Below are 19,179 nucleotides of genomic sequence, written 5' to 3'. Positions count from 1 at the left end.
CGCCCCTGGTTGTCCCTCACTCCGGTTCGGCGGCCATCTCCCGCTCCGCCGTCACCAGCTCCGTACCCGCTCCGCCCGAGGTCACCAGCAGGTCCAGTGCCAGGGCCGCCGTCCAGGCGAAGTCGCGGGTGCCGCGCGCCTCGCCGGTGTACGGGTCGACGTACTCGGCGAAGCCGGAGGAGACGGCCGTGTCGAGCGCGGCGGAGCGCAGCGCGTCGGCCCGGTCCACCGCGCCATGGAGCCGCAGGCCGCGCTCCACCAGCCAGTTGACGTTGAACCACGCGGGCCCGCGCCAGTAGCGGGACGCGTCGAAGGCGGCCCCCAGCAGGTCGTAGCTGGGCACCAGGCGCACCGAGGTGCCCAGGCCGAAGTGGTCGCCCGACGCGGTGCGGATCAGGGCGGCGGCGATCTCGTCCGGCAGGCCGGGCACGATCAGCGGCAGCAGCCCGGCCGCGCTGCGCTCGGGGATCAGCGCGCCGCCACCCATGTGCCCTGCGCGCAGGTCGCGGCACAGGAACAGCCCGGCGGCCGGGTCCCACAACCGCTCGACCAGGGCGGCGGTGAGCCGCCGCGCCCGCGCCAGGTGGGGTGCGGGGTCGGCGCCGACGGCGGCGGCGATGTCGGCCAGCGCGTGCTCGGAGGCGATCAGCAGCGCGTTGACCCCGGGGTCCTCGACCGCGAAGGCGGGCGGTGGCCCGTCGTCGTGGTAGCCGCGGTCCCGGTAGTCGGCGGCGAGCCGCACATAGCGGCCGTAGTCCAGGTCGGTGGGCCGGTCGGCGGCCGCGCCGTGGTCGAGGTCGGCGCGGCGGAAGGTGCCCGGCGGGGCGGGCTCGACGCGCGCCAGCGGGGCGTCCCAGCAGGGGCTGTTGTCCATGCCGGGCTCCCAGGGGTGGACCACGGACACCAGCCCGTGGCCGCCCAGGTCGCGGCACTCGGCCAGATAGCGGTGCCAGGCCGCGAGCCGCGGGTAGAGCCGGTCCAGGAAGCCGCGGCGGGCGGAGGCGCGCGGGTCGGCGAGGTGCACCAGCCGGCAGGCGAGCGCGTGGACGGGCGGCTGGACGATGCCGGAGCTCTCGACGGCCGTGGGGGCGCCGGCGGCCGCGCCCGCGCTGGAGGAGCGCCAGAAGTCGGGGCTCGGGAAGTACGCGTCAAGCGGCACGGCCGGGTTGAAGACGATGTGCGGGATCCGGCCGTCGCCCCACTGGGCGCTCAGCAGGGTCTCCAGCTCGCGCTGGGCGCGGCGCACCGACAGATGGCGCAGCCCGATGGCGATGAACGCCGAGTCCCAGCTCCACTGGTGCGGGTACAGGCCGCGCGAGGGGACCGTGGAGGTGCCGGTCCAGTTCTCCAGGAGGACCCGCCGGGCGCCGCGCAGCAGCCGCATGGGCGCGGGCCGGTAGAGCTCGCCGCTTTCCACGAAGGACTCCGGTGGGTGGTCGTGGCTTTGCCGTTGCTGTTACGGCGAAGATATCCCAGGCTTATGTCTTGTCAATACGCAAAACTGATGCTGTGATGCGTTGCTCACAAGCATAAGTGGCGCGTGAGGACTGAGATGCGACTGTGGACCCGGCGGTCGAAGGCGACCGCAGCCGGGATAGCCGCGGCACTGGGCATCGGCCTGCTGGCCGGGTGCTCGAGCGGCGCGACCGACAAACCCGACAACAAGCTCACCGTGTGGTCACTGGAGAGCCTGCCGCCGCGGATGGCGGCCACCCAGAAGATCGTCGACCGGTTCGAGGACAAGACCGGCATCAGCGTCAAGCTGGTGGGGGTGAGCGAGGCCCAGCTGCCCCAGATGATCATGTCGGCGGCGGCCGCCGGGCGGCTGCCCGACGCGATCGCCGCCCTCCCGCTGGGCCAGATGTGGCAGATGTACAGCAACGGCCTGGTCAACACCCGCGTCCCGGGCGAGGTGATCAAGCGGCTCGGCCCCGGCACCTTCGACGCCAACGCCCTCCGCCTCGCCTCCGACCGGGGCACCCGGCTCGGCGTACCGTCCGACGCCTGGCTCCAACTGCTCGTGTACCGCCAGGACCTCTTCGAGCGGGACGGACTGCCGGCCCCCGAGAGCTACCGCGATCTGCTGCGCGCCGCCGACCGGCTGGATGTCCGCGGCCGGGACGGGATCTCCGCCGCCACCGACCCGGCGGACGTCTTCACCCAGCAGAGCTTCGAGAGTCTGGCCCTCGGCAACGGCTGCCGGCTCATCGACGACGCGGAAGACGACGCGGAAGACGACGCGGAAGGCGGCGAGGGAGACGTGGCGCTGGACTCCCCGGCCTGCCGCACCGCCTTCACCACCTACGACACCCTGGCCCGGCGGCACGGCGCGCCCGGCACCCAGACCGTCGACTCCACCCGCGCCGGCTACTTCTCCGGGAAGTCGGCGATGGTCATCTGGTCGTCGTTCCTGCTGGACGAGCTCGCGGGGCTGCGCAAGGACGCCTTGCCCAGCTGCCCCCAGTGCGCGCGTGACCGCTCGTTCCTCGCCGACAACAGCGGGATCGTCACGGCGCTCAAGGGCCCCGACGGCCGGGAGGCCGCCCAGTTCGGCGATATCACCTCCTGGACCGTGACCAGGACCGCCGAGACCGAGGCGACGAAGACCTTCCTCATGTACATGATGACCTCGGGCTACGAGGACTGGTTCGGCATGGCGCCCGAGGGCAAGATCCCCGTGCGCACCGGCACCGCCGCCGCTCCCGACCGCTACCGCCGCGCCTGGCGCGCCGGCGACATGGGCGTCGACGTCAAGAAGCCGATGAACGAGGTCTTTCCCGACACGCTGCTCGACGAGCTCGCGGCGGGTGTCGGCAGGATCAAGCGCTGGGGGATCGAGCAGGGCGAGGGCGCCTTGGTCGGCGCGCTCAACGGCGAACTGCCCATCCCCAAGATCGTCTCCGCCATGACCGGCGGCCAGCTCTCGCCCGACCGGGCCGCGCACGACGCCGCCGAGGAAGTCACCGCCCTGCGGAGGTCCCTGCGATGACCACCCCCCGCCCCCGCCCCACGCGCGCCCGGCGCGACACCGCCGCCCGGCGCGAGAACCGCGCGGGCCTCGCCTTCGTCACCCCCACCTTCGTGGTGGTGCTGGTCGTGGTCGTACTGCCCATCCTGTGGACCGTGCTGCTGGCCTTCCAGCGCGCCCGGCTCATCGACATCCAGGGCATGGGCCTGTTCGGCCACTGGACCCTGCACAACTTCGCGTCCGTCTTCGACTCGCCCGGCTTCTGGTCCTCCCTGTGGACCACCCTCCTGTACACCGCGGGGGCCACCTTCGGCTCGATCGCCCTCGGTCTGGTCGCCGCCCTCGCCCTGCGCCGGCCGTTCCGCGGCCGGGGGCTGCTGCGCGGGGCCATGCTGCTGCCGTACGTCGCCCCGGTCGTCGCCGTGGCCTTCGTCTGGCAGGTCGCGCTCAGCCCGCAGTACGGCATCGTCAACGCGTGGGGCGCGAAGCTCTTCGGCTGGGACGACCCGATCGCCTTCCTGTCCACCCGTCAGTACACCGTGCACCTGCTGGGGATGGGCTTCGACGTGCCGCTGGCCCTGCTCACCGTCATCGCCTTCGAGACCTGGCGCTACTTCCCCTTCGCCTTCCTGTTCCTGCTGGCCCGGCTCCAGGCGGTGCCGCCCGGCCTGGAGGAGGCGGCCAAGGTGGACGGCGCCACGCCGAGCCAGCGGCTGAGGCACATCCTGCTGCCGCAGCTGATGCCGGTGATCGCGCTGCTGAGCGTGTTGCGCTTCATCATGACCTTCAACAAGTTCGACGACGTCTATCTGCTCACCGGCGGCGGCGCCGGGACGGATGTGGTCGCGGTGCGGGTCTACGACTTCCTCACCTCGCGCTACGACGTCGGGGCGGCCTCCGCGCAGGCGCTCGTCCTCGCCGCGGTGCTGATGGTCCTGCTCGGCGTCTACTTCGCCTTCTTCGCCCGTAAGACCCAGGAGGAGGCAGCCCGATGAGCCGCCTGACGAGTCGCCCGACGAGCCGCCCCATGAGCCGTGCGCAGTTCGAGGAGCGCTTCTTCGCCGTCGCCCGCTGGGTGGTGATCGCCTTCCTCGCGCTGATCACCATCGTGCCGTTCGGCTACATGCTGCTGCTGTCGGTGAAGCCGATCGACGCGCTGCTGCTGGACCCCGGCAGCCTGTGGGTGTCCGCGAAGGACTTCACCCTCGACACCTACCGCAGCGTCCTGAAGCCGGCCGACGAGGGCGGGCAGGGCTTTCTGCGGATGCTGCTGAACTCCGCGCTGGTCTCGCTCGGCACGGTCGCGCTGACCCTGCTGGTCGCGGTGCCCGGCGCGTACGCCGTCAGCAGGCTGCGGTTCTTCGGCAGCCGCCAGGTCGGGGCGCTGTTCCTGGCGGTGTATCTGTTCCCCGCGACGCTGCTGGCCGTGCCGTTGTTCGTGATGTTCGCCAAGCTGGGGCTACAGGGCAGCCTGGTGGGGCTGGCGATCGTCTACGTCGCGCAGACCGTGCCGGTGTCGGTGTACATGATGAAGAACTACTTCGTCACCGTCCCGTACAGCGTCGAGGAGGCCGCGGCGCTGGACGGATGTTCGCGGCTTCAGACGGTCCGCAAGGTCGTCCTGCCGCTCGCGCTGCCCTCCCTCATGGCGACCGGCCTGTACATCTTTATGATCGCCTGGAACGAATTCCTCTTCGCGCTGCTCTTCCTCGCCGCCGAACCCGACCGGTGGACCGTCTCTCTGGGCCTCCAGCAGCTCGCGGGCGGTGTCGAGGTCTCCAAGACGGTCCTGATGGCCGGATCGGTGGTGCTCACCCTCCCGGTGGTGCTGCTGTTCTTCGCCGCCGAGCGACTGTTGACCGAGGGCCTGACCAGCGGCGCGGACAAGGGGTAGGCGGGGGCAGGCATACGACCGACAGCGGCGAGGAGCGAGATGGCGGGCAGCACCGGGACCCAGGCCAGCGCGGGCCATCTGCTTCAGCTGATCCGCAGCGGGCGGGCCACCACGCGCGGGGAGCTCCAGGCCGCGACCGGGCTGTCCAGGTCCACCGTCGGACACCGCCTGGACCAGCTCTTCCGGGCGGGCTGGGTGCGCGGCGGCGCGGGGGGCACCTCCACCGGAGGGCGCCCCTCCGCGCGGCTGGAGTTCGACCCCGGCCATGCCGTGGTGCTGGCCGTCAACCTGGAGACCCGGCACGGGCGGGCCGCCGTCATGGACCTCGCGGGCACCCCGCTGGCCGAGCACACCGCGCCGCTGGACATCACGGACGGCCCCGAGCGGGTGCTGGACGAGGTCGCCGGGTGGTTCGGGCCGCTGCTGGAGCGGGCCGGTGCCGACCCCGGGCGGGTCTGCGGGATCGGGCTCTCCGTGCCGGGCCCGGTGGACTGGGAGAGCGGGCAGGCCGTGCAGCCGCCGATCATGCCGGGCTGGGACCGCTACCCGATCGGGGAGCGGATCCGGCGCGCCTTCCACCCCGCCCTCGCCCCGGTGCCGGTGCTGGTCGACAACGACGCCAATCTGATGGCGTACGGGGAGCAGCGCGCGGGTTACCCCGACTGCTCGGCGTTCGTCCTGGTCAAGGTCTCCACCGGGATAGGTGCCGGGGTGGTGGTCGGTGGCGAGATCTACCGCGGCATCGACGGCGGGGCCGGGGACATCGGCCACATCCGGCTGCACGACCGGCCCGACGCGCTGTGCATGTGCGGCGCGTACGGCTGTCTGGCGGCCGTGGCCAGCGGGCGGGCGCTGGCCCGGGACCTGAGCGCGGCGGGGCGGCCCGCCGCCTCCGGCTCGGATGTGCGCGCGCTGCTGGCGGAAGGCGACCCGACGGCGGTGCGGATGGCCCGGGACGCGGGGCGGCGGGTCGGGGAGGTGCTGGTCACCGTGGTCACGCTGCTCAACCCGGGGGTGCTGATGGTCGGCGGGGACCTGGCCGGGGTGCCGTTCCTCACCGGCGTGCGGGAGCTGCTCTACCAGCGGGCGCTGCCGCGCACCACGGCCCATCTCCAGGTGGTCACCTCGCGGCTCGGCGACCGCGCGAGCCTGGTCGGGGCCACCGCGATGGTCGTGGAGTCGCTGTACTCGCCGGCGCGGGCGGACGCCCGGCTCGCGGCGCTTGCCTGAGCAATGCTCATCTGATCAATGCTCGTTTGAGCGGACTCCCACTCGTTGTATCCAAAAGGCGAGATGAGGGGCCGTCAGACCGCGTGATTCTCGCCACTCTGATAGGCCTGTCGCTCACATGAGCACGTCCGGGGAGGGGGTTCAGTGGCCCCCCGCTGCCCTCACCTCTCCAAGGCGTGGCACTCCGTGCCAGTTTTGGATGTTCGACACCCCGAATCAATGATTACACAGAGTAAGATTGGCGCGCTAGAATATAGGCGCAGTGTGGGTATGTGTTCGACCCTTGAAGGTGCGGCGAGCGAGGGCCATTCGTACGAGTGACTTTCGAACTCGTGGCAGGCGGGTGGTTACGGCCGAATGACAGGGGAGTGGACATACTCAGGAACCTTCGATCTGGGTACGCTCCCCGCCGTCAGGGCAGCCGAGCCGAGGAGTTCGAGTCCCGTGCCGGAAACACAAGATCAGCAGAAGTTCGTTTACGACTTCACCGAGGGCAACAAGGATCTCAAGGACCTGCTCGGCGGGAAGGGCGCCAACCTCGCCGAGATGACCAATCTCGGTCTCCCCGTGCCACCGGGCTTCACGATCACCACCGAGGCCTGCAAGGTCTACCTCGACAGTGGTGAGGAGCCCGCGGCCCTGCGCGACGAGGTGAGTGCGCACCTCGACGCCCTCGAGAACAAGATGGGCAAGACCCTCGGCCAGCCGGACGACCCGCTGCTGGTCTCCGTGCGCTCCGGCGCGAAGTTCTCGATGCCCGGCATGATGGACACCGTCCTGAACATCGGCCTCTCCGACGACTCGGTCGCCGGGCTCGCCGCCCAGGCCGGCGACGAGCGGTTCGCCTGGGACTCCTACCGCCGCCTCATCCAGATGTTCGGCAAGACCGTGCTCGGCGTGGACGGCGACCTCTTCGAGGAGGCGCTGGAGGAGGCCAAGCGCGCCAAGGGCGTGACCGTCGACGTCGACCTGGACGCCGGCGACCTCAAGCGGCTGGTCACCGAGTTCAAGGACATCGTCGCCAACGAGACCGGCCGCGGCTTCCCGCAGGAGCCGCGCGAGCAGATGGACCTCGCGGTGCGGGCGGTCTTCGACTCGTGGAACGGCGACCGCGCCAAGCTCTACCGCCGCCAGGAGCGCATCCCTCACGACCTGGGCACGGCGGTCAACATCTGCTCCATGGTCTTCGGCAACCTCGGCCCCGACTCGGGCACCGGCGTCGCCTTCACCCGCGACCCGGCCAGCGGCCAGCAGGGCGTATACGGCGACTACCTCCAGAACGCACAGGGCGAGGACGTCGTCGCCGGCATCCGCAACACCGTGCCGCTCGCCGACCTCGAACAGATCGACAAGGGCTCGTACGACGAGCTGATGCGGATCATGGAGATCCTGGAGACGCACTACCGGGACCTGTGCGACATCGAGTTCACCATCGAGCGCAGCAAGCTGTGGATGCTCCAGACCCGCGTCGGCAAGCGCACCGCCGGGGCCGCCTTCCGGATCGCCACCCAGCTGGTCGACCAGGGCCTGATCGACGAGGCCGAGGCGCTGCGCCGGGTCAACGGCGCCCAACTGGCCCAGCTGATGTTCCCGCGCTTCGACGAGGAAGCGGCCGAGAACGGCACGGTACGCAAGCTCGGGCGGGGCATCGCCGCCTCGCCGGGCGCGGCCGTCGGCAAGGCCGTCTTCGACTCGTACACCGCGGTCAAGTGGTCCCGGTCCGGCGAGAAGGTCATCCTCATCCGCCGCGAGACCAACCCCGACGACCTCGACGGCATGATCGCCGCCGAGGGCATCCTGACCTCCCGGGGCGGCAAGACCTCGCATGCCGCCGTGGTCGCCCGCGGCATGGGCAAGACCTGTGTCTGCGGCGCCGAGGAGCTCGAAGTCGACACCAAGCGGCGCCGGATGACGGTGCCCGCCCTCGACGGCAAGGACGGCCTGGTGATCGAGGAGGGCGACGTCGTCTCCATCGACGGCTCCACCGGCAAGGTCTACCTCGGCAAGGTGCCGGTCGTGCCGTCCCCGGTCGTCGAGTACTTCGAGGGCCGGATGCACGCGGGCGCCGACGACGCCGACGAACTCGTGGGCGCCGTCCACCGGATCATGGCCTACGCCGACCGGGTGCGCCGGCTGCGGGTGCGGGCCAACGCCGACAACGCCGAGGACGCCAACCGCGCCCGGCGGTTCGGGGCCCAGGGCATCGGCCTGTGCCGCACCGAGCACATGTTCCTCGGCGAGCGGCGCGAACTCGTCGAGCGGCTGATCCTCGCCCACACCGACGAGGAGCGCGAGACCGCCCTCGGCGCGCTGCTGCCGCTCCAGAAGGACGACTTCGTCGAGCTCTTCGAGTCCATGGACGGGCTGCCCGTCACCGTACGGCTGCTCGACCCGCCGCTGCACGAGTTCCTGCCCGACATCACCGAGCTGTCGGTGCGCGTCGCGCTCGCCGAGTCCCGCAAGGACCACAACGAGAACGACCTGCGGCTGCTCCAGGCCGTGCACCGCCTGCACGAGCAGAACCCGATGCTGGGCCTGCGCGGGGTGCGCCTCGGCCTCGTCATCCCCGGCCTGTTCGCCATGCAGGTACGGGCCATCGCGGAGGCCGCCGCCGAGCGCCGGAACGCCAAGGGCGACCCGCGCGCCGAGATCATGATCCCGCTGGTCGGCACGGTCCAGGAGCTGGAGATCGTCCGCGAGGAGGCCGAGCAGGTCATCGAGGAGGTGCAGCGGGCCCGGGGCGTGGACCTCAAGCTGACCCTCGGCACCATGATCGAGCTGCCGCGCGCCGCGCTGACCGCCGGTCAGATCGCCGAGTCCGCCGACTTCTTCTCCTTCGGCACCAACGACCTCACCCAGACCGTCTGGGGCTTCTCCCGCGACGACGTCGAGGCCAGCTTCTTCACCGCCTACCTGGAGAAGGGCATCTTCGGCGTCAGCCCCTTCGAGACCATCGACAAGGATGGCGTCGGCTCCCTCGTCCGCAGCGCCGCCGAGGCCGGCCGGGCCACCCGCCCCGACCTCAAGCTCGGCGTCTGCGGGGAGCACGGCGGCGACCCGGAGTCCGTCCACTTCTTCCACGAGGTGGGCCTGGACTACGTCTCCTGCTCGCCGTTCCGCATCCCCGTCGCGCGCCTGGAAGCCGGCCGCGCGGCCGCCGCCGGGCGGTAACCGCACCTCCGGAGTCACCTCGGGGTACCCCAACCCTCAACCCCGGCACTGACTCCGGCTCGCAAAGGGGGCGGCACCTGTGCGGAGGTGCCGCCCCCTCCTTTGCTGCCTGCGGTGTCGCTGGGGCCCCTCCCCCTCACACGATCGGTGCCTCCGGTGACCGGAGCCACACCCGCTGCCCGGCGCCGTCGACGGTCACACCGAACTCCTCGGCCGACGGGCTGCCGTCGCCGACGTAGCCGGCGTGCGCCTCGGCGACCTCCTCCCACAGGCTCCGGGGGCCGTACTGCCACACCTCCTCGTCCGTCACGGTGGCCGCCGATCCTTCCCGGTCCCACAGCCAGATCTGGTACGTCCCCTCAGAGTGGCCGTCCGTCATCGCGACCCCGGGCAGCCGCGCGCTGGTGTAGAGGGCGAACCCGAGGCTCGCCACCGTGTCAGGAACGGTGCTCCCAGGCGCGCGGCGCGCCGTGGAACCGTCCACGGGGGCATCCGCCACGGGACGGTGCGAACGCATCGGCATGAACTGCGCATCGCCGACGGGCCGCCCTTGCGCCACACCCCCGCTGACGTCCAGGCGGAGGAGCGCGCCGGACCAGAAGTCCAAGGCGAACGGGACGACGATCACGCCGCCGGGGGCGGTCTGCTCGATCCAGGCCGGCGGGACCTGGCGCACGGAGCAGGTGGCGATCAGCCGCTCATACGGCGCCCCGGACGCCCATCCCAGCGCTCCGTCACCGTGGATGACGCGGGGACCGTATCCGGCGGCGCCGATCGCCTTCTCGGCCCGCTCGGCCAGGCGCTCGTCCACCTCGACCGTCGTGACGTTCTCGCTGCCCAGGCGTGCGGAGAGCAGGGCGGCGTTCCAGCCGGTGCCGGTGCCGATCTCCAGCACCTGGTGGCCGTCGGCTACGTCGAGCACGCCCAGCATCCGGGCGACCAGCGACGGCTTGGAGCCGGAGGAAGTGGCCACACCGGGACCGCCGCCTTTGCCGTCGTCCAGTTGCGTCACGATCGGCTCGTCGCTGTACACCAGATCCCACCAGGCGGCCTCGGTGGTGACGGGTGCGCAGGTCACTTCCTGCTTCCAGACTTCCCGGGGGACGAACTGGTGGCGTGGTACGGCGTCGAAGGCAGGGCGCCATTCGAGGGGCAGCGCCCCGGACGCCGCGAGGGCGTCCAGGAGCGCGGCCTGGCGCTGTGGCCAGTCGGTCACAGCGTGTCACTTCTCCTTCGGTGGCTGGTTGCCGTCCGGCGGCGGCGGGGGCGGTGGGGTCCACGGCTTGATCGGGGCGGGATCGCCCTTGTGCTTGCCCTGGGAGATCACTGCTCACCACCTCATGAGGTCTCAGCGCAAGGGCCTTCCCCACGCCGTCGCGCACTTTCTACCCGCCCCGGCCGACCGTCCTCACCGGCCGGGGCGGGTGGCTTGTGGTGCGGTGGGAGCGCTCCTTGTTCTGTCTGCGCTCCTCGGACAGCTGTCCGGCAGCGTTTTCGGCAGCGCTTCCGGCCAGATCCCGTAGCTCAGGGTCGAGGTTTGCGTCCCTGCTCGCGTTGATCGCTGCGCCCAGGGCGCCGATCCGAGACCAACGACAAGGATGGTGTCGGCTCCCTGGTCCGCAGCGCCGCCGAGGCCGGCCAGGCCACTCGCTCCGACCTCAAGCTCGGCGTCTGCGGGGAGCACGGCGGCGACCCGGAGTCCGTCCACTTCTTCCACGAGGTGGGCCTGGACTACGTCTCCTGCTCGCCGTTCCGCATCCCGGCCGCGGCCGGGCGGCCGCGGCCGGGCGGTATCCGGACCTCCGAAGTCACATCGGGGTACCTCACCCTCAACCCCGGCGCTGACTCTGGCCCGTGAAGGGGGCGGCACCTGTGCGGAAGTGCCGCCCCCTCCTTTGCTGATCGGGTCAGCGACTGGTGTACGTGTAGGCGAGCAGTGCTATCGGCATCGCGGCGCACACGGCCAGGCAGATCCGCCACGCGGGAACGCCGAAGAAGCGAGTGCCCTCGCCGTCCGGGTACACCTCATCGCCGTCCCGGATGACCCGGTGAGTCCTGATCTTCATGTCCACCTCCGGCGGATCAAGACGGCGGTGGCCAGAAGTAAGACGGCCACCGGCGCCACGACCATACAGCCGCTCGTCTGCCCGTTGCCCATGTCACCGCCGGGCCCCGGCTTCTTGCGGCCCTTCTCCTCGGCCTTGTCCTGGAACTCGCTGTAGTCGCTCACGATGCCTCCAATGTGGTGAACGGAGTTCGTCCGATCGGTTGTCAGCGCCTCTGGCGGTGCCGCCGAGGCGGGGATGAAGCAGGCCCGCCCGCCTCTGCGGGGCGATACGGAGGCGGGCGGACGCTGGGAGGTAGGCCGCTGGCGCAGGGTTGTCCGGGACGGGGGAGCCGGACCACCAGCGGCCCACCGGTCTACGTGGTGTCCGCCTTCAGCTCCCCGACGGGCGAGGTCTTGTGGCAGTCGCAGTCACAGCGGACGGTGAAGATGAGCGCGCCACGGGTTGCCGGCGGTGCGGGCCTCGCCCGGACCTCGCCCGGGCCCTTGCAGAACGCGTGGATCTCGTCGAGTGTGGTGTCGGGTTCGGCCGTGTACAGCGCGCAGTACGGGGACATGCGCCGTGCGCCGACCTGGACGGTCACGTCGCCTGCCTCTCGCTCTGCAGCGCGACGAGCACCTGATAGAGGTCGGCGTCGGGGCGAGGCCAGCGGCGGTCGCAGTCCTGGCACAGGTAGCGCAAGCAGCCGGGCCCGGAGGCCGCCGCGCGGAGCACGGCGATCGCCTCGCGGGTGGGTGTGTCGCAGCGGTAGCAGTGCTGCGTCACTGCGGGACCTCCTCGCGGGGGCCGAGCGCTTCGCGGGTCGCGGTCCGCAGCGCGGCGAGGAGGACCGTGGGGTCGGTCAGGTAGCGGTCGTGACGGAGCGGTACCAGCCAGCGCACGCCCGGCCCCGTCTCGAAGTCTGCGGGCGGCACTTCGATGTAGGCAGTCGTTCCCCACACCTGGACGGAGGGCAGCAGTCTCATGTCCCAGCTGGTGGCGGCTCCCGGCTCGATGAGCCAATACAGCACTCTGTCGATCGGGTTCTCGATGACCGCGCCTGTCGCCTCGCCCAACAGATCAAGGACACGTTTGCCGATGTCAATGAAGACGGGGACGCGCACGACGTCCCACGCTCTGCCGGCGGGCTGCAGCTTTACGCTACGGCCGCTGGTCGGCATCCACGGTTCGGCTCTGGTCGTCATCGGGCTGCCTCCGAGGCAGAACGGGGTGGCCTTGTCCATGACTGCGCCACTCATCTACGTGACCCGCTGAGCGGGTTGTCGCTGCTCATGACGTTACGAATCCGCGCATTGGGCATGAAGTGACCGCAAGTACGGGATGATGGCGGTTCTACGACCAAGCAAGGGGACTCATGGTGAAGGGTCAGCGCCTTCCCTGACCTGTGGTCAGGGAAAGGGCGATCGTGCCCGCGGAGGCGTCGTCTCCGGGTACGTCTTACGGCTGATAAGGGAGCAACTGGACCTGAGCCAGGAAGCGCTTGCCGAACACTTTCGGGTCTCGGTCGACACGATCGCCGGCTGGGAGTCCGGGCGGCGTCCGCTCACGGCCGTACCTGTTGGACAGGTGCTCGTCCATCGTCACCAACTGATGCGGATGGGTGCCTCGCCGACGCTCCTGCTGGCTCTTGAGCGAGCGATGGAAGCAGACGTTCTCCTGGGCAGCGCTCTGGACGGCGAGACCTCGGTTCAGGACAGCCCGCTTGGGGCTTGGGTAATGCAGCGCGATCTCGTCGAAGTTCTTGCCTGGCCGCTCACCGGAGAGCCGCCGGCCTCCGTTCGAGGCTTGCCCGACCCGCCCCGGAAGCGGAGAGGCCCTGTCCCCGCAGCCCCGGAACTGTCCACGGAGGAACTCAGCCGGTTCTTCAGCCAGATGCGACGCACGGCTGAGGAGACCCGGAGCGAAAGGACCTTCCTTCTGCGGCGCCAGGCCCTATACCTGTCCGGATATGACCGGGCCAACGATGCCGACTGGCTTGCCCAACAGCAAAGCAGCGAGCGGCCTTCGAGCTGGCTGACCCGCTGGCTGAACGAGCGATCCATCGCAGCTGTCGCTGCGCGCCACGGCGACAGGGAGCGGATGCGGCATTTCATCAACAGCACGCTGGGCGAGGATGACGCCAGCGAGACTGCGAACCTCAACTACTGGGCGTATTGGGTGGGTGAGACGCGGCAGATCGAACTCTCGGACCAGTTCATCGCCTCTCGTCACCTCGGCGAGTGGTCAGGCATGCGGCTCCTGCGACACCTGGCGTGCGGGCTCGCACCGCATCACGGGTACGTCGACCTCAACATCCATACCCTGTGGGCATTGCTCGCCGCCAAGCCCGAGCTGCTCCGCTCAGGTAGTGCCGCGATCGCCCTCCGGAAGCGGCTGCCGGTGATGTTGGATAGTCAGGAGCTCTCTGCAGCCGCGCGCCGCGAGCTCGAAAGCATCCGATACGCGATCCGCCTCGCCGAGGTGTGAGAGGAGATGGACGGTGGCTGACGATCTGCACGCGGTGGCTCGCTTCCTGTTCGAGGCGGGCACGCTGAAGCACGCCCGGCGAACCGGCTGGTGGATGGCCGGGGTGCGTGATCCTGAAAGCGTCGCCGAGCATGCGTGGCGCACTTCGCTGATCGCCTCGATCATCGCCCGGATCGAAGGCGCGGACCCCGGACGGGCCGCTCTCTTGGCCGTCTGTACGACTCGCAGGAGACACGTACTGGGGACGTGAACTACCTCGGTAAGAAGTACTCATCCAGTGCCGACCCGCAGGAGGTGACCGCCGACCAGACCGCCGACATGCCCGAAGTTCTGGCATCTGCCGTGCGGGAATGGGTGAGCGAATACGAGGCCAAGGAGTCGCCGGAGGCGGTGTGCGCTCGTGATGCGGACAAGCTCGAATGCCTGCTTCAGGGGGTGGAGTACATGGCGCAGGGGTACGCGAACGCCCAGCGGTGGGTCGACAACAGCCGCGGCCGATTGGTGACCGAGACGGGGAAGCGTCTCGCCGACGAACTGCTGAACCAGGGGTCTCTTGACTGGCTCCGTGCCGCCTTGGGCGAGCAACCTTAGGGCCTCAGGCCGGACACAAGAACGCGCCCTCTCTACCGTTGCCCCGGAGGCCAGGGACGAGAGGGCCTTGTGGAGCGTGGTGGCAGCCGCGACCAACGTCGGGCTCACTTCGCGATCAGCGACGTCACGGGCGGCACGGCAGCCAAGCCGTCCTCGTAGCCGAGCCGGTCAAACCCCGCACATCGGGGTCGAATGGTCGGAGCCGAATCCGGCGCGCCCGCTCTGACCACCCCCGCGGGCGAGGGGGCGGCACCTGGCCGGGCGCCGCCCCCTCTCACTCCCCCCACGGGAGCCGTTGCCGCTCGCATCGGCTCAAGCGGCAACAGAAGTGCCCAGACGGCCGTAACGCACTCGTCACCCCCCACGGGGACGAGCAATCCGGACCTGGGCACCGCCTGTTGAATTGCGGACGCCCGCCGGGGGCCTTTCCCGGCGGCGCGCTTTGCAACGAGGAACAGCATTCCCGCCGCGCCCGGCCCGCCGCGCCCCGTTTCAAGTCTGGCCAAAAGGGCGTGGTCACTGACGGTGGCACCGTGCATACTCAACCGTGGTCGGGGGCGATCACGGGTGTCACTCGGTGGGGGTCCAGTGCTGCGTGTGTATTTCGGCGAGCTCGATCTGGCGCGGCTGCGGATGGCGATCCGCCCGGACGCGCTGTGGGAAACGGTTTTGAGTTTCCACCGGCTGCGGGAGCACCGCGCCGCGACCGTATACGGAGAATGGCGTTCACTGGCGCGAAATAGGCTGAACGGCGAGGCGCGGCTGCTCGCGCCCCTCATTCCCTCACGCGGCTATTTCCCCGACTTCCTGACCCCCGCCGAGGGCGGAATCGGCTACGCCGACGGCATGGAGGCGCTGCGCGCCACCCCGCACTCCCGGCTGCACACCGAGATCTCCCGCCTCCCGGCGGCCCGACTCCCCGGCTGGATACGCGATCTCGGCCAGGGCGAGCCGCGCTCCCTGGACCGCCTGACCACCGCGCTGGCCTCCTACCACCGGGCCGCCATCGCCCCCTACTGGCCGCGGTTACAGGCCCGGATCGAGGCCGACCGCGCCGTGCGCGGCCGCGCCCTGCTGGACGGGGGAGCCGACGGGCTGCTGGCCTCGCTGCCGCCCACGATGCGCTGGCGGCCCCCGGTCCTGGAGGTCGACTACCCGGTCGACCGCGACCTGGAGCTCGGCGGGCGCGGGCTGCTGCTCCAGCCGTCCTTCTTCTGCCGAAGAACCCCGGTCACGCTGTACGACCCCCACCTGAGACCCGTGCTGGTCTACCCGGTGGAACACACCCCCGGCGCCGTACCGCCCAGCCCCCCGGCCCGCCCCGTCGCCGCCCCCCGCCCCGCCCCCGTCCCGGGCACTGGCCCCGGCGCCGCCCAGTCGCTCAGCAAGCTTGTCGGACAGACCCGGTCGGCCGTGCTCCAGGGCGTCGGCGGCGGCTGCACCACCAGCGAACTCGCCCGCCGCGTGGGCGTGTCGATCGCCTCAGCCAGCCAGCACGCCAGCGTGCTGCGCGATGCCGGCCTGCTGCTCACCCTGCGCCAGGGCAGCGCCGTGCTGCACACCCTGACCCCGCTGGGCGCCGCCCTGCTGCGCGGCGGCGCCCCCGCTGCCCCCGCTCAGTCGTCGATGCCCGAGCGCTCGACCCCCGCCACGATGTAGCGCTGGAGGAAGAGGAAGACCACCAGCAGCGGCAGAATCGAGACGGCGGCCGCGACGAACAGCTCGTGGATGTTGACCGTCTGCGCGGTGGTGAACGTCGACAGCGCGACCTGGACGGTCCACGCCTCCCGGTCCTGGCCGATGACCAGCGGCCACAGGAACGAATTCCAGGCGCCGATGAAGACGATCGTGCCGACCGCCGCGAACACCGGCCGCGAGTTGGGCACCACGACCCGCCAGTACGTACGCCAGTAGCCGAGCCCGTCCACCCGCGCCGCGTCCTCCAGCTCCCGGGGAAACCCCAGGAAGTACTGGCGGAAGACGAACGCCGCGAACGCGCTGAACAGCGTCGGCACCACCAGCCCGCGCAGCGTGGACACCCAGCCCAGCGAGGACACCAGGACGAAGGTCGGCACGAAGGTGACGGCGGCCGGGACCATGAGGGTGCCCAGGATCCAGTAGAAGACCACGTTCGCGTAGCGGTACGGGATCCGGGCGAGGCCGTACCCCGCGAGCGAGGCCAGCAGCAGGGTGCCCAGCGTCGTCGCCACCGCGATCAGCGAGGAGTTGAGCAGCGCGTGCGCCATCGGCACATTCGGGTCGTCGAACAGCTCGCCGATGTTGGACCAGCGCAGCTCGCTCGGGAAGAACGTCCACTCCGCGGAGGTGATGTCCGCCTCGCTCGACAGCCCGTTGCGCACCAGCAGATAGAAGGGGATCAGAAAGAGCAGCGCCAGCGCGATCAGCAGCACGAGCCGCAGCGCGCGCCCGACGCGGACGAGAGGTTCGCGGACGAGGGGGTCGCGTGTCACCGTCAGTCCTCCTTCCGGCCGAGCCGGAACCAGCGGGCCTGGGCCACCGTCACCACCGCGATGATCAGCGCCAGGATCACCGCGCCCGCGCTGCCAAGACCCAGGTTCTGCCCCTGCCCCAGCGCCGTGTAGTACAGGTACACCAGCGGCGGACGGGCATACGGCGGATAGCCGCGCGAGTCCGAGAGCAGGTTGTAGAACTCGTCGAACGCCTGGAACGCGTTGATGACCAGCAGCAGCGTCACCGCGATCGACGTCGCCCGCAGCTGCGGAAGGGTGATGTACCGGAACACCTGCCACCCCGGCCGCGCCCCGTCCACGGCCGCCGCCTCGTACAGATGGCGCGGAATGCGCTGGAGCCCGGCCAGGAACAGCACCATGTAGAACCCCGCCTGGAGCCACAGCCGCACCGTCACGATGACCAGCCAGTACCAGGGCGGATCGGTCGTCGACAGCCAGGCGATCTGATCCGCGCCGAACCAGCCCAGCACGGTGTTGGCCAGCCCGAACCGCACCCCGTTGAAGATCGACATCTTCCAGATCAGCGCCGCCACGACATAGGAGCACGCCACCGGGAGGAAGAACACCGACCGGAAGAACGCCTGCGCCCGGCGCAGCCTGTTGACCATCAGCGCGAGCGAGAGCGACAGGACGAAGGTGGCCGGGACGATGAAGGCCGTGAACACCAGGAACGTGACGAGGCTGTCGGTGAAGGCGTCGTCCCGCAGCATCGCCGTGTAGTTGTCCAGGCCGACGAAGTCGGTGGGCGAGACCGTGTTGTGCGCGTCGAAGAAGCTGAGGTAGACGCTCCACGCCAGCGGTACGTAGGTGAACAGCCCGAGCCCGATCGCGAACGGGCCGACGAAGATCCAGAACCAGAGCGTACGGTTCTGCTTGCCCAGCAGCCTGCGCCGCAGTGTCGTGCGCGACGTACCGGGCGCGGGCCGCCTGTCCTCAAGCGGGTGCGAAAGCGTGTCCTGCGCCATCGCGGGCGTCAGCTCTTCTTCTTCACACGCCGCAGCTCCGCGCCCACCTTGCGCACCACGCCGCGCAGCTCCTGGTCCGCGCTCGCGCCGTCCTTGATGATCCGGCTGAGCGCGTCCTGGTAAGCGGTCCGGCTCGCCGGGGTCCACAGCAGCGGCTCGGCGAAACCGTGGTCGGTGGCGTAGCGCACGGCGTCCCCCGCCGCGCCCTCGCGCAGCTTGTCCGCCTTCTTGGCGAGCGAGATCCGGGCCGGGATGTGGAAGCCGTACGACAGCGCGAAATCCTCCTGGTACTCCGCCTGGTCCACCCACAGCCACTTCACGAAGGCCTTCGCCTCCTCCTTGTGCTTCGTCTTGGAGCTGACCGCCGCGCCATACGCCCCGACCGGCACCGACGGCTGCCCCGCCGACCCGTCCTTCGGGAACGGCAGCACCCCGAAGTCCTCGCCCAGCTCCTTCTTGACCTGCGGCAGCGCCCACAGGCCCGACCACTGCATGGCTGTGAGCCCCTGGATGAAGGCCGACGGATCCGACCAGTCGGAGGGCGCGCCGAGCAGCAGCGACTTGTCCGCGTACAGCCGGTGGATCTTCTCCAGCGCGCGGGCGGCGGCCGGGTCGTCGAAGCCGACCTCGCCGTCGTCGGTGACCAGCCGGAGCCCGGCGGCCTGGAGCGGGGTGCCGCCGAGTACCCCAGCGCCCCCGTCGTTGCCCAGGAACAGCCCCTTGGTCTTCTTGTCCGTGAGCGCCTTCGCCGCGTCGACCAGCGCGTCGAGCGTCTGCGGCGGCTCCACGCCGGCGTCCTTCAGCAGGCTCTTGCGGTAGTAGAGGAGCTGCATGTCGACGACCTGCGGAATGCCCCAGATCCTGCCGTCGTACGTCTTGGGCGCGAGGACCGCCTGGTTGAAGTCGTCCTTGACGCCGTCGAGGAGGTCGGTCAGATCCTCCACCTGGCCACCCTGGATCTGGTCCAGCGTGGGGCCGTTGGCCTCGAAGACATCCGGGCCGGAGTCGGTGAGCAGCGCGGCGGCCGTCTGCTGGTCGTAGTTCCCCGGCCGCCACTGCACCTCGACCTTGGCCTTGCCGGTCTTGCCGTACGCGGCGGCGTACCGCTTCACCGCACGCTCGGTGCCGTCCTCGCCGTACTGGTGGTACCACTGTTCGATGACCGGCTTGCCGTCCGAATCCTTGGAATCCCGGCCGGTGTTGGAGCCGCACGCGGTGGCCAGCGCGCCCGTGAGGGCGAGGCTCCCCCCGGCGCCGAGCAGACGTCTGCGGCTGATGGACTTGAGGTCGTTGGACATACTGCGGCCCCCTCGCCGTCGCTCCCTGTGACCGGATC

17 protein-coding genes and 2 pseudogenes are annotated in these 19,179 nt (G+C 70.4%); 9 read left to right on the top strand and 10 right to left on the bottom strand.

The features are described 5' to 3' along the window. Nucleotides 1-16 precede the first annotated feature (16 nt). A complete protein-coding gene (locus ACZ4WQ_RS04590) occupies nt 17-1,384 on the bottom strand; it encodes an MGH1-like glycoside hydrolase domain-containing protein (RefSeq protein WP_311722926.1) in 1,368 nt (455 codons plus the stop codon). A 168-nt stretch (nt 1,385-1,552) separates the two neighbouring features. Here ACZ4WQ_RS04590 and ACZ4WQ_RS04585 point away from each other — a divergent pair, with 168 nt between their 5' ends. From ACZ4WQ_RS04585 to ppdK, 5 genes are all read left to right on the top strand, one after another. Beyond that, nucleotides 1,553-2,989, top strand: coding sequence for an ABC transporter substrate-binding protein (locus ACZ4WQ_RS04585; protein ID WP_398369517.1), 1,437 nt, complete (start codon nt 1,553-1,555; stop codon nt 2,987-2,989). Next, nucleotides 2,986-3,963 carry a carbohydrate ABC transporter permease gene (locus tag ACZ4WQ_RS04580; RefSeq protein ID WP_311722579.1) on the top strand — a complete coding sequence of 326 codons (978 nt, stop codon included), beginning with the start codon at nt 2,986-2,988 and terminating at the stop codon, nt 3,961-3,963. Before ACZ4WQ_RS04585 ends, ACZ4WQ_RS04580 begins: the two co-directional genes overlap by 4 nt. A 32-nt stretch (nt 3,964-3,995) precedes the next feature. Continuing rightward, on the top strand, nt 3,996-4,862 hold the full coding sequence (locus ACZ4WQ_RS04575; protein WP_311722580.1) for a carbohydrate ABC transporter permease: 867 nt from the start codon (nt 3,996-3,998) through the stop codon (nt 4,860-4,862). Between the two features lie 39 nt (nt 4,863-4,901). Beyond that, on the top strand, nt 4,902-6,092 hold the full coding sequence (locus tag ACZ4WQ_RS04570; RefSeq protein ID WP_468022051.1) for an ROK family transcriptional regulator: 1,191 nt from the start codon (nt 4,902-4,904) through the stop codon (nt 6,090-6,092). A gap of 444 nt (nt 6,093-6,536) precedes the next feature. Then, nucleotides 6,537-9,263, top strand: coding sequence for a pyruvate, phosphate dikinase (gene ppdK / locus ACZ4WQ_RS04565; protein WP_311722582.1), 2,727 nt, complete (start codon nt 6,537-6,539; stop codon nt 9,261-9,263). A gap of 136 nt (nt 9,264-9,399) precedes the next feature. Here the strand turns inward: ppdK and ACZ4WQ_RS04560 are convergent, their stop codons facing one another. After that, a complete protein-coding gene (locus ACZ4WQ_RS04560) occupies nt 9,400-10,479 on the bottom strand; it encodes a methyltransferase domain-containing protein (RefSeq protein ID WP_385341424.1) in 1,080 nt (359 codons plus the stop codon). Between the two features lie 366 nt (nt 10,480-10,845). Here ACZ4WQ_RS04560 and ACZ4WQ_RS04555 point away from each other — a divergent pair. Next, a pseudogene (locus tag ACZ4WQ_RS04555) lies at nt 10,846-11,121 on the top strand (putative PEP-binding protein); the annotation flags it as partial. Between the two features lie 49 nt (nt 11,122-11,170). On the opposite strand, the gene ACZ4WQ_RS04550 reads toward ACZ4WQ_RS04555, so the two are convergent. From ACZ4WQ_RS04550 to ACZ4WQ_RS04530, 5 genes are all read right to left on the bottom strand, one after another. After that, entirely contained in the window at nt 11,171-11,329 is a 159-nt protein-coding gene (locus ACZ4WQ_RS04550; RefSeq protein WP_385341426.1) for a hypothetical protein, read from the bottom strand. Next, nucleotides 11,326-11,493, bottom strand: a complete 168-nt coding sequence (locus ACZ4WQ_RS04545) for a hypothetical protein (protein ID WP_358845169.1) — start codon at nt 11,491-11,493, stop codon at nt 11,326-11,328. Before ACZ4WQ_RS04545 ends, ACZ4WQ_RS04550 begins: the two co-directional genes overlap by 4 nt. A 191-nt stretch (nt 11,494-11,684) precedes the next feature. After that, a complete protein-coding gene (locus tag ACZ4WQ_RS04540; protein WP_358845170.1) occupies nt 11,685-11,912 on the bottom strand; it encodes a hypothetical protein in 228 nt (75 codons plus the stop codon). Continuing rightward, complete coding sequence (locus ACZ4WQ_RS04535) at nt 11,909-12,094, bottom strand: hypothetical protein (RefSeq protein ID WP_358845171.1); 186 nt, start codon at nt 12,092-12,094, stop codon at nt 11,909-11,911. The genes ACZ4WQ_RS04540 and ACZ4WQ_RS04535 overlap by 4 nt, the downstream gene beginning before the upstream one ends. Continuing rightward, on the bottom strand, nt 12,091-12,552 hold the full coding sequence (locus ACZ4WQ_RS04530; RefSeq protein WP_468022050.1) for a hypothetical protein: 462 nt from the start codon (nt 12,550-12,552) through the stop codon (nt 12,091-12,093). The genes ACZ4WQ_RS04535 and ACZ4WQ_RS04530 overlap by 4 nt, the downstream gene beginning before the upstream one ends. A 100-nt stretch (nt 12,553-12,652) precedes the next feature. On the opposite strand from ACZ4WQ_RS04530, the gene ACZ4WQ_RS04525 reads away from it, so the two are divergent. The 3 genes and pseudogenes from ACZ4WQ_RS04525 (at nt 12,653) to ACZ4WQ_RS04515 (ending at nt 16,045) form a co-directional block, all read left to right on the top strand. Next, complete coding sequence (locus ACZ4WQ_RS04525) at nt 12,653-13,795, top strand: helix-turn-helix domain-containing protein (protein WP_468022099.1); 1,143 nt, start codon at nt 12,653-12,655, stop codon at nt 13,793-13,795. A gap of 13 nt (nt 13,796-13,808) precedes the next feature. Then, nucleotides 13,809-14,386 (top strand): annotated as a pseudogene (locus ACZ4WQ_RS04520) (HD domain-containing protein). 588 nt (nt 14,387-14,974) lie between these two features. Then, nucleotides 14,975-16,045 (top strand): ArsR/SmtB family transcription factor, encoded by a 1,071-nt coding sequence (locus tag ACZ4WQ_RS04515; RefSeq protein ID WP_398894901.1) that lies wholly within the window; start codon nt 14,975-14,977, stop codon nt 16,043-16,045. On the opposite strand, the gene ACZ4WQ_RS04510 is transcribed toward ACZ4WQ_RS04515, so the two are convergent. From ACZ4WQ_RS04510 to ACZ4WQ_RS04500, 3 genes are read right to left on the bottom strand one after another with little or no spacing between them, the layout of a single operon-like run. After that, the gene (locus ACZ4WQ_RS04510) at nt 16,003-16,857 is read right to left on the bottom strand and encodes a carbohydrate ABC transporter permease (protein ID WP_394816702.1); all 855 of its coding nucleotides are present in this window, start codon (nt 16,855-16,857) and stop codon (nt 16,003-16,005) included. The two genes, ACZ4WQ_RS04515 and ACZ4WQ_RS04510, sit on opposite strands and share 43 nt — an antisense overlap. Nucleotides 16,858-16,859: 2 nt before the next feature. Beyond that, entirely contained in the window at nt 16,860-17,843 is a 984-nt protein-coding gene (locus ACZ4WQ_RS04505; protein WP_385341439.1) for a carbohydrate ABC transporter permease, read from the bottom strand. 8 nt (nt 17,844-17,851) lie between these two features. Beyond that, nucleotides 17,852-19,141: an ABC transporter substrate-binding protein gene (locus tag ACZ4WQ_RS04500; RefSeq protein ID WP_468022049.1), complete on the bottom strand. Its 1,290-nt coding sequence runs from the start codon at nt 19,139-19,141 to the stop codon at nt 17,852-17,854. Nucleotides 19,142-19,179: the final 38 nt, after the last annotated feature.

The organism is Streptomyces sp. NPDC028305, from assembly GCF_055569495.1.
Note: the sequence above shows the minus strand (reverse complement) of the source record. Positions and strands in the feature narration are given on the sequence as shown.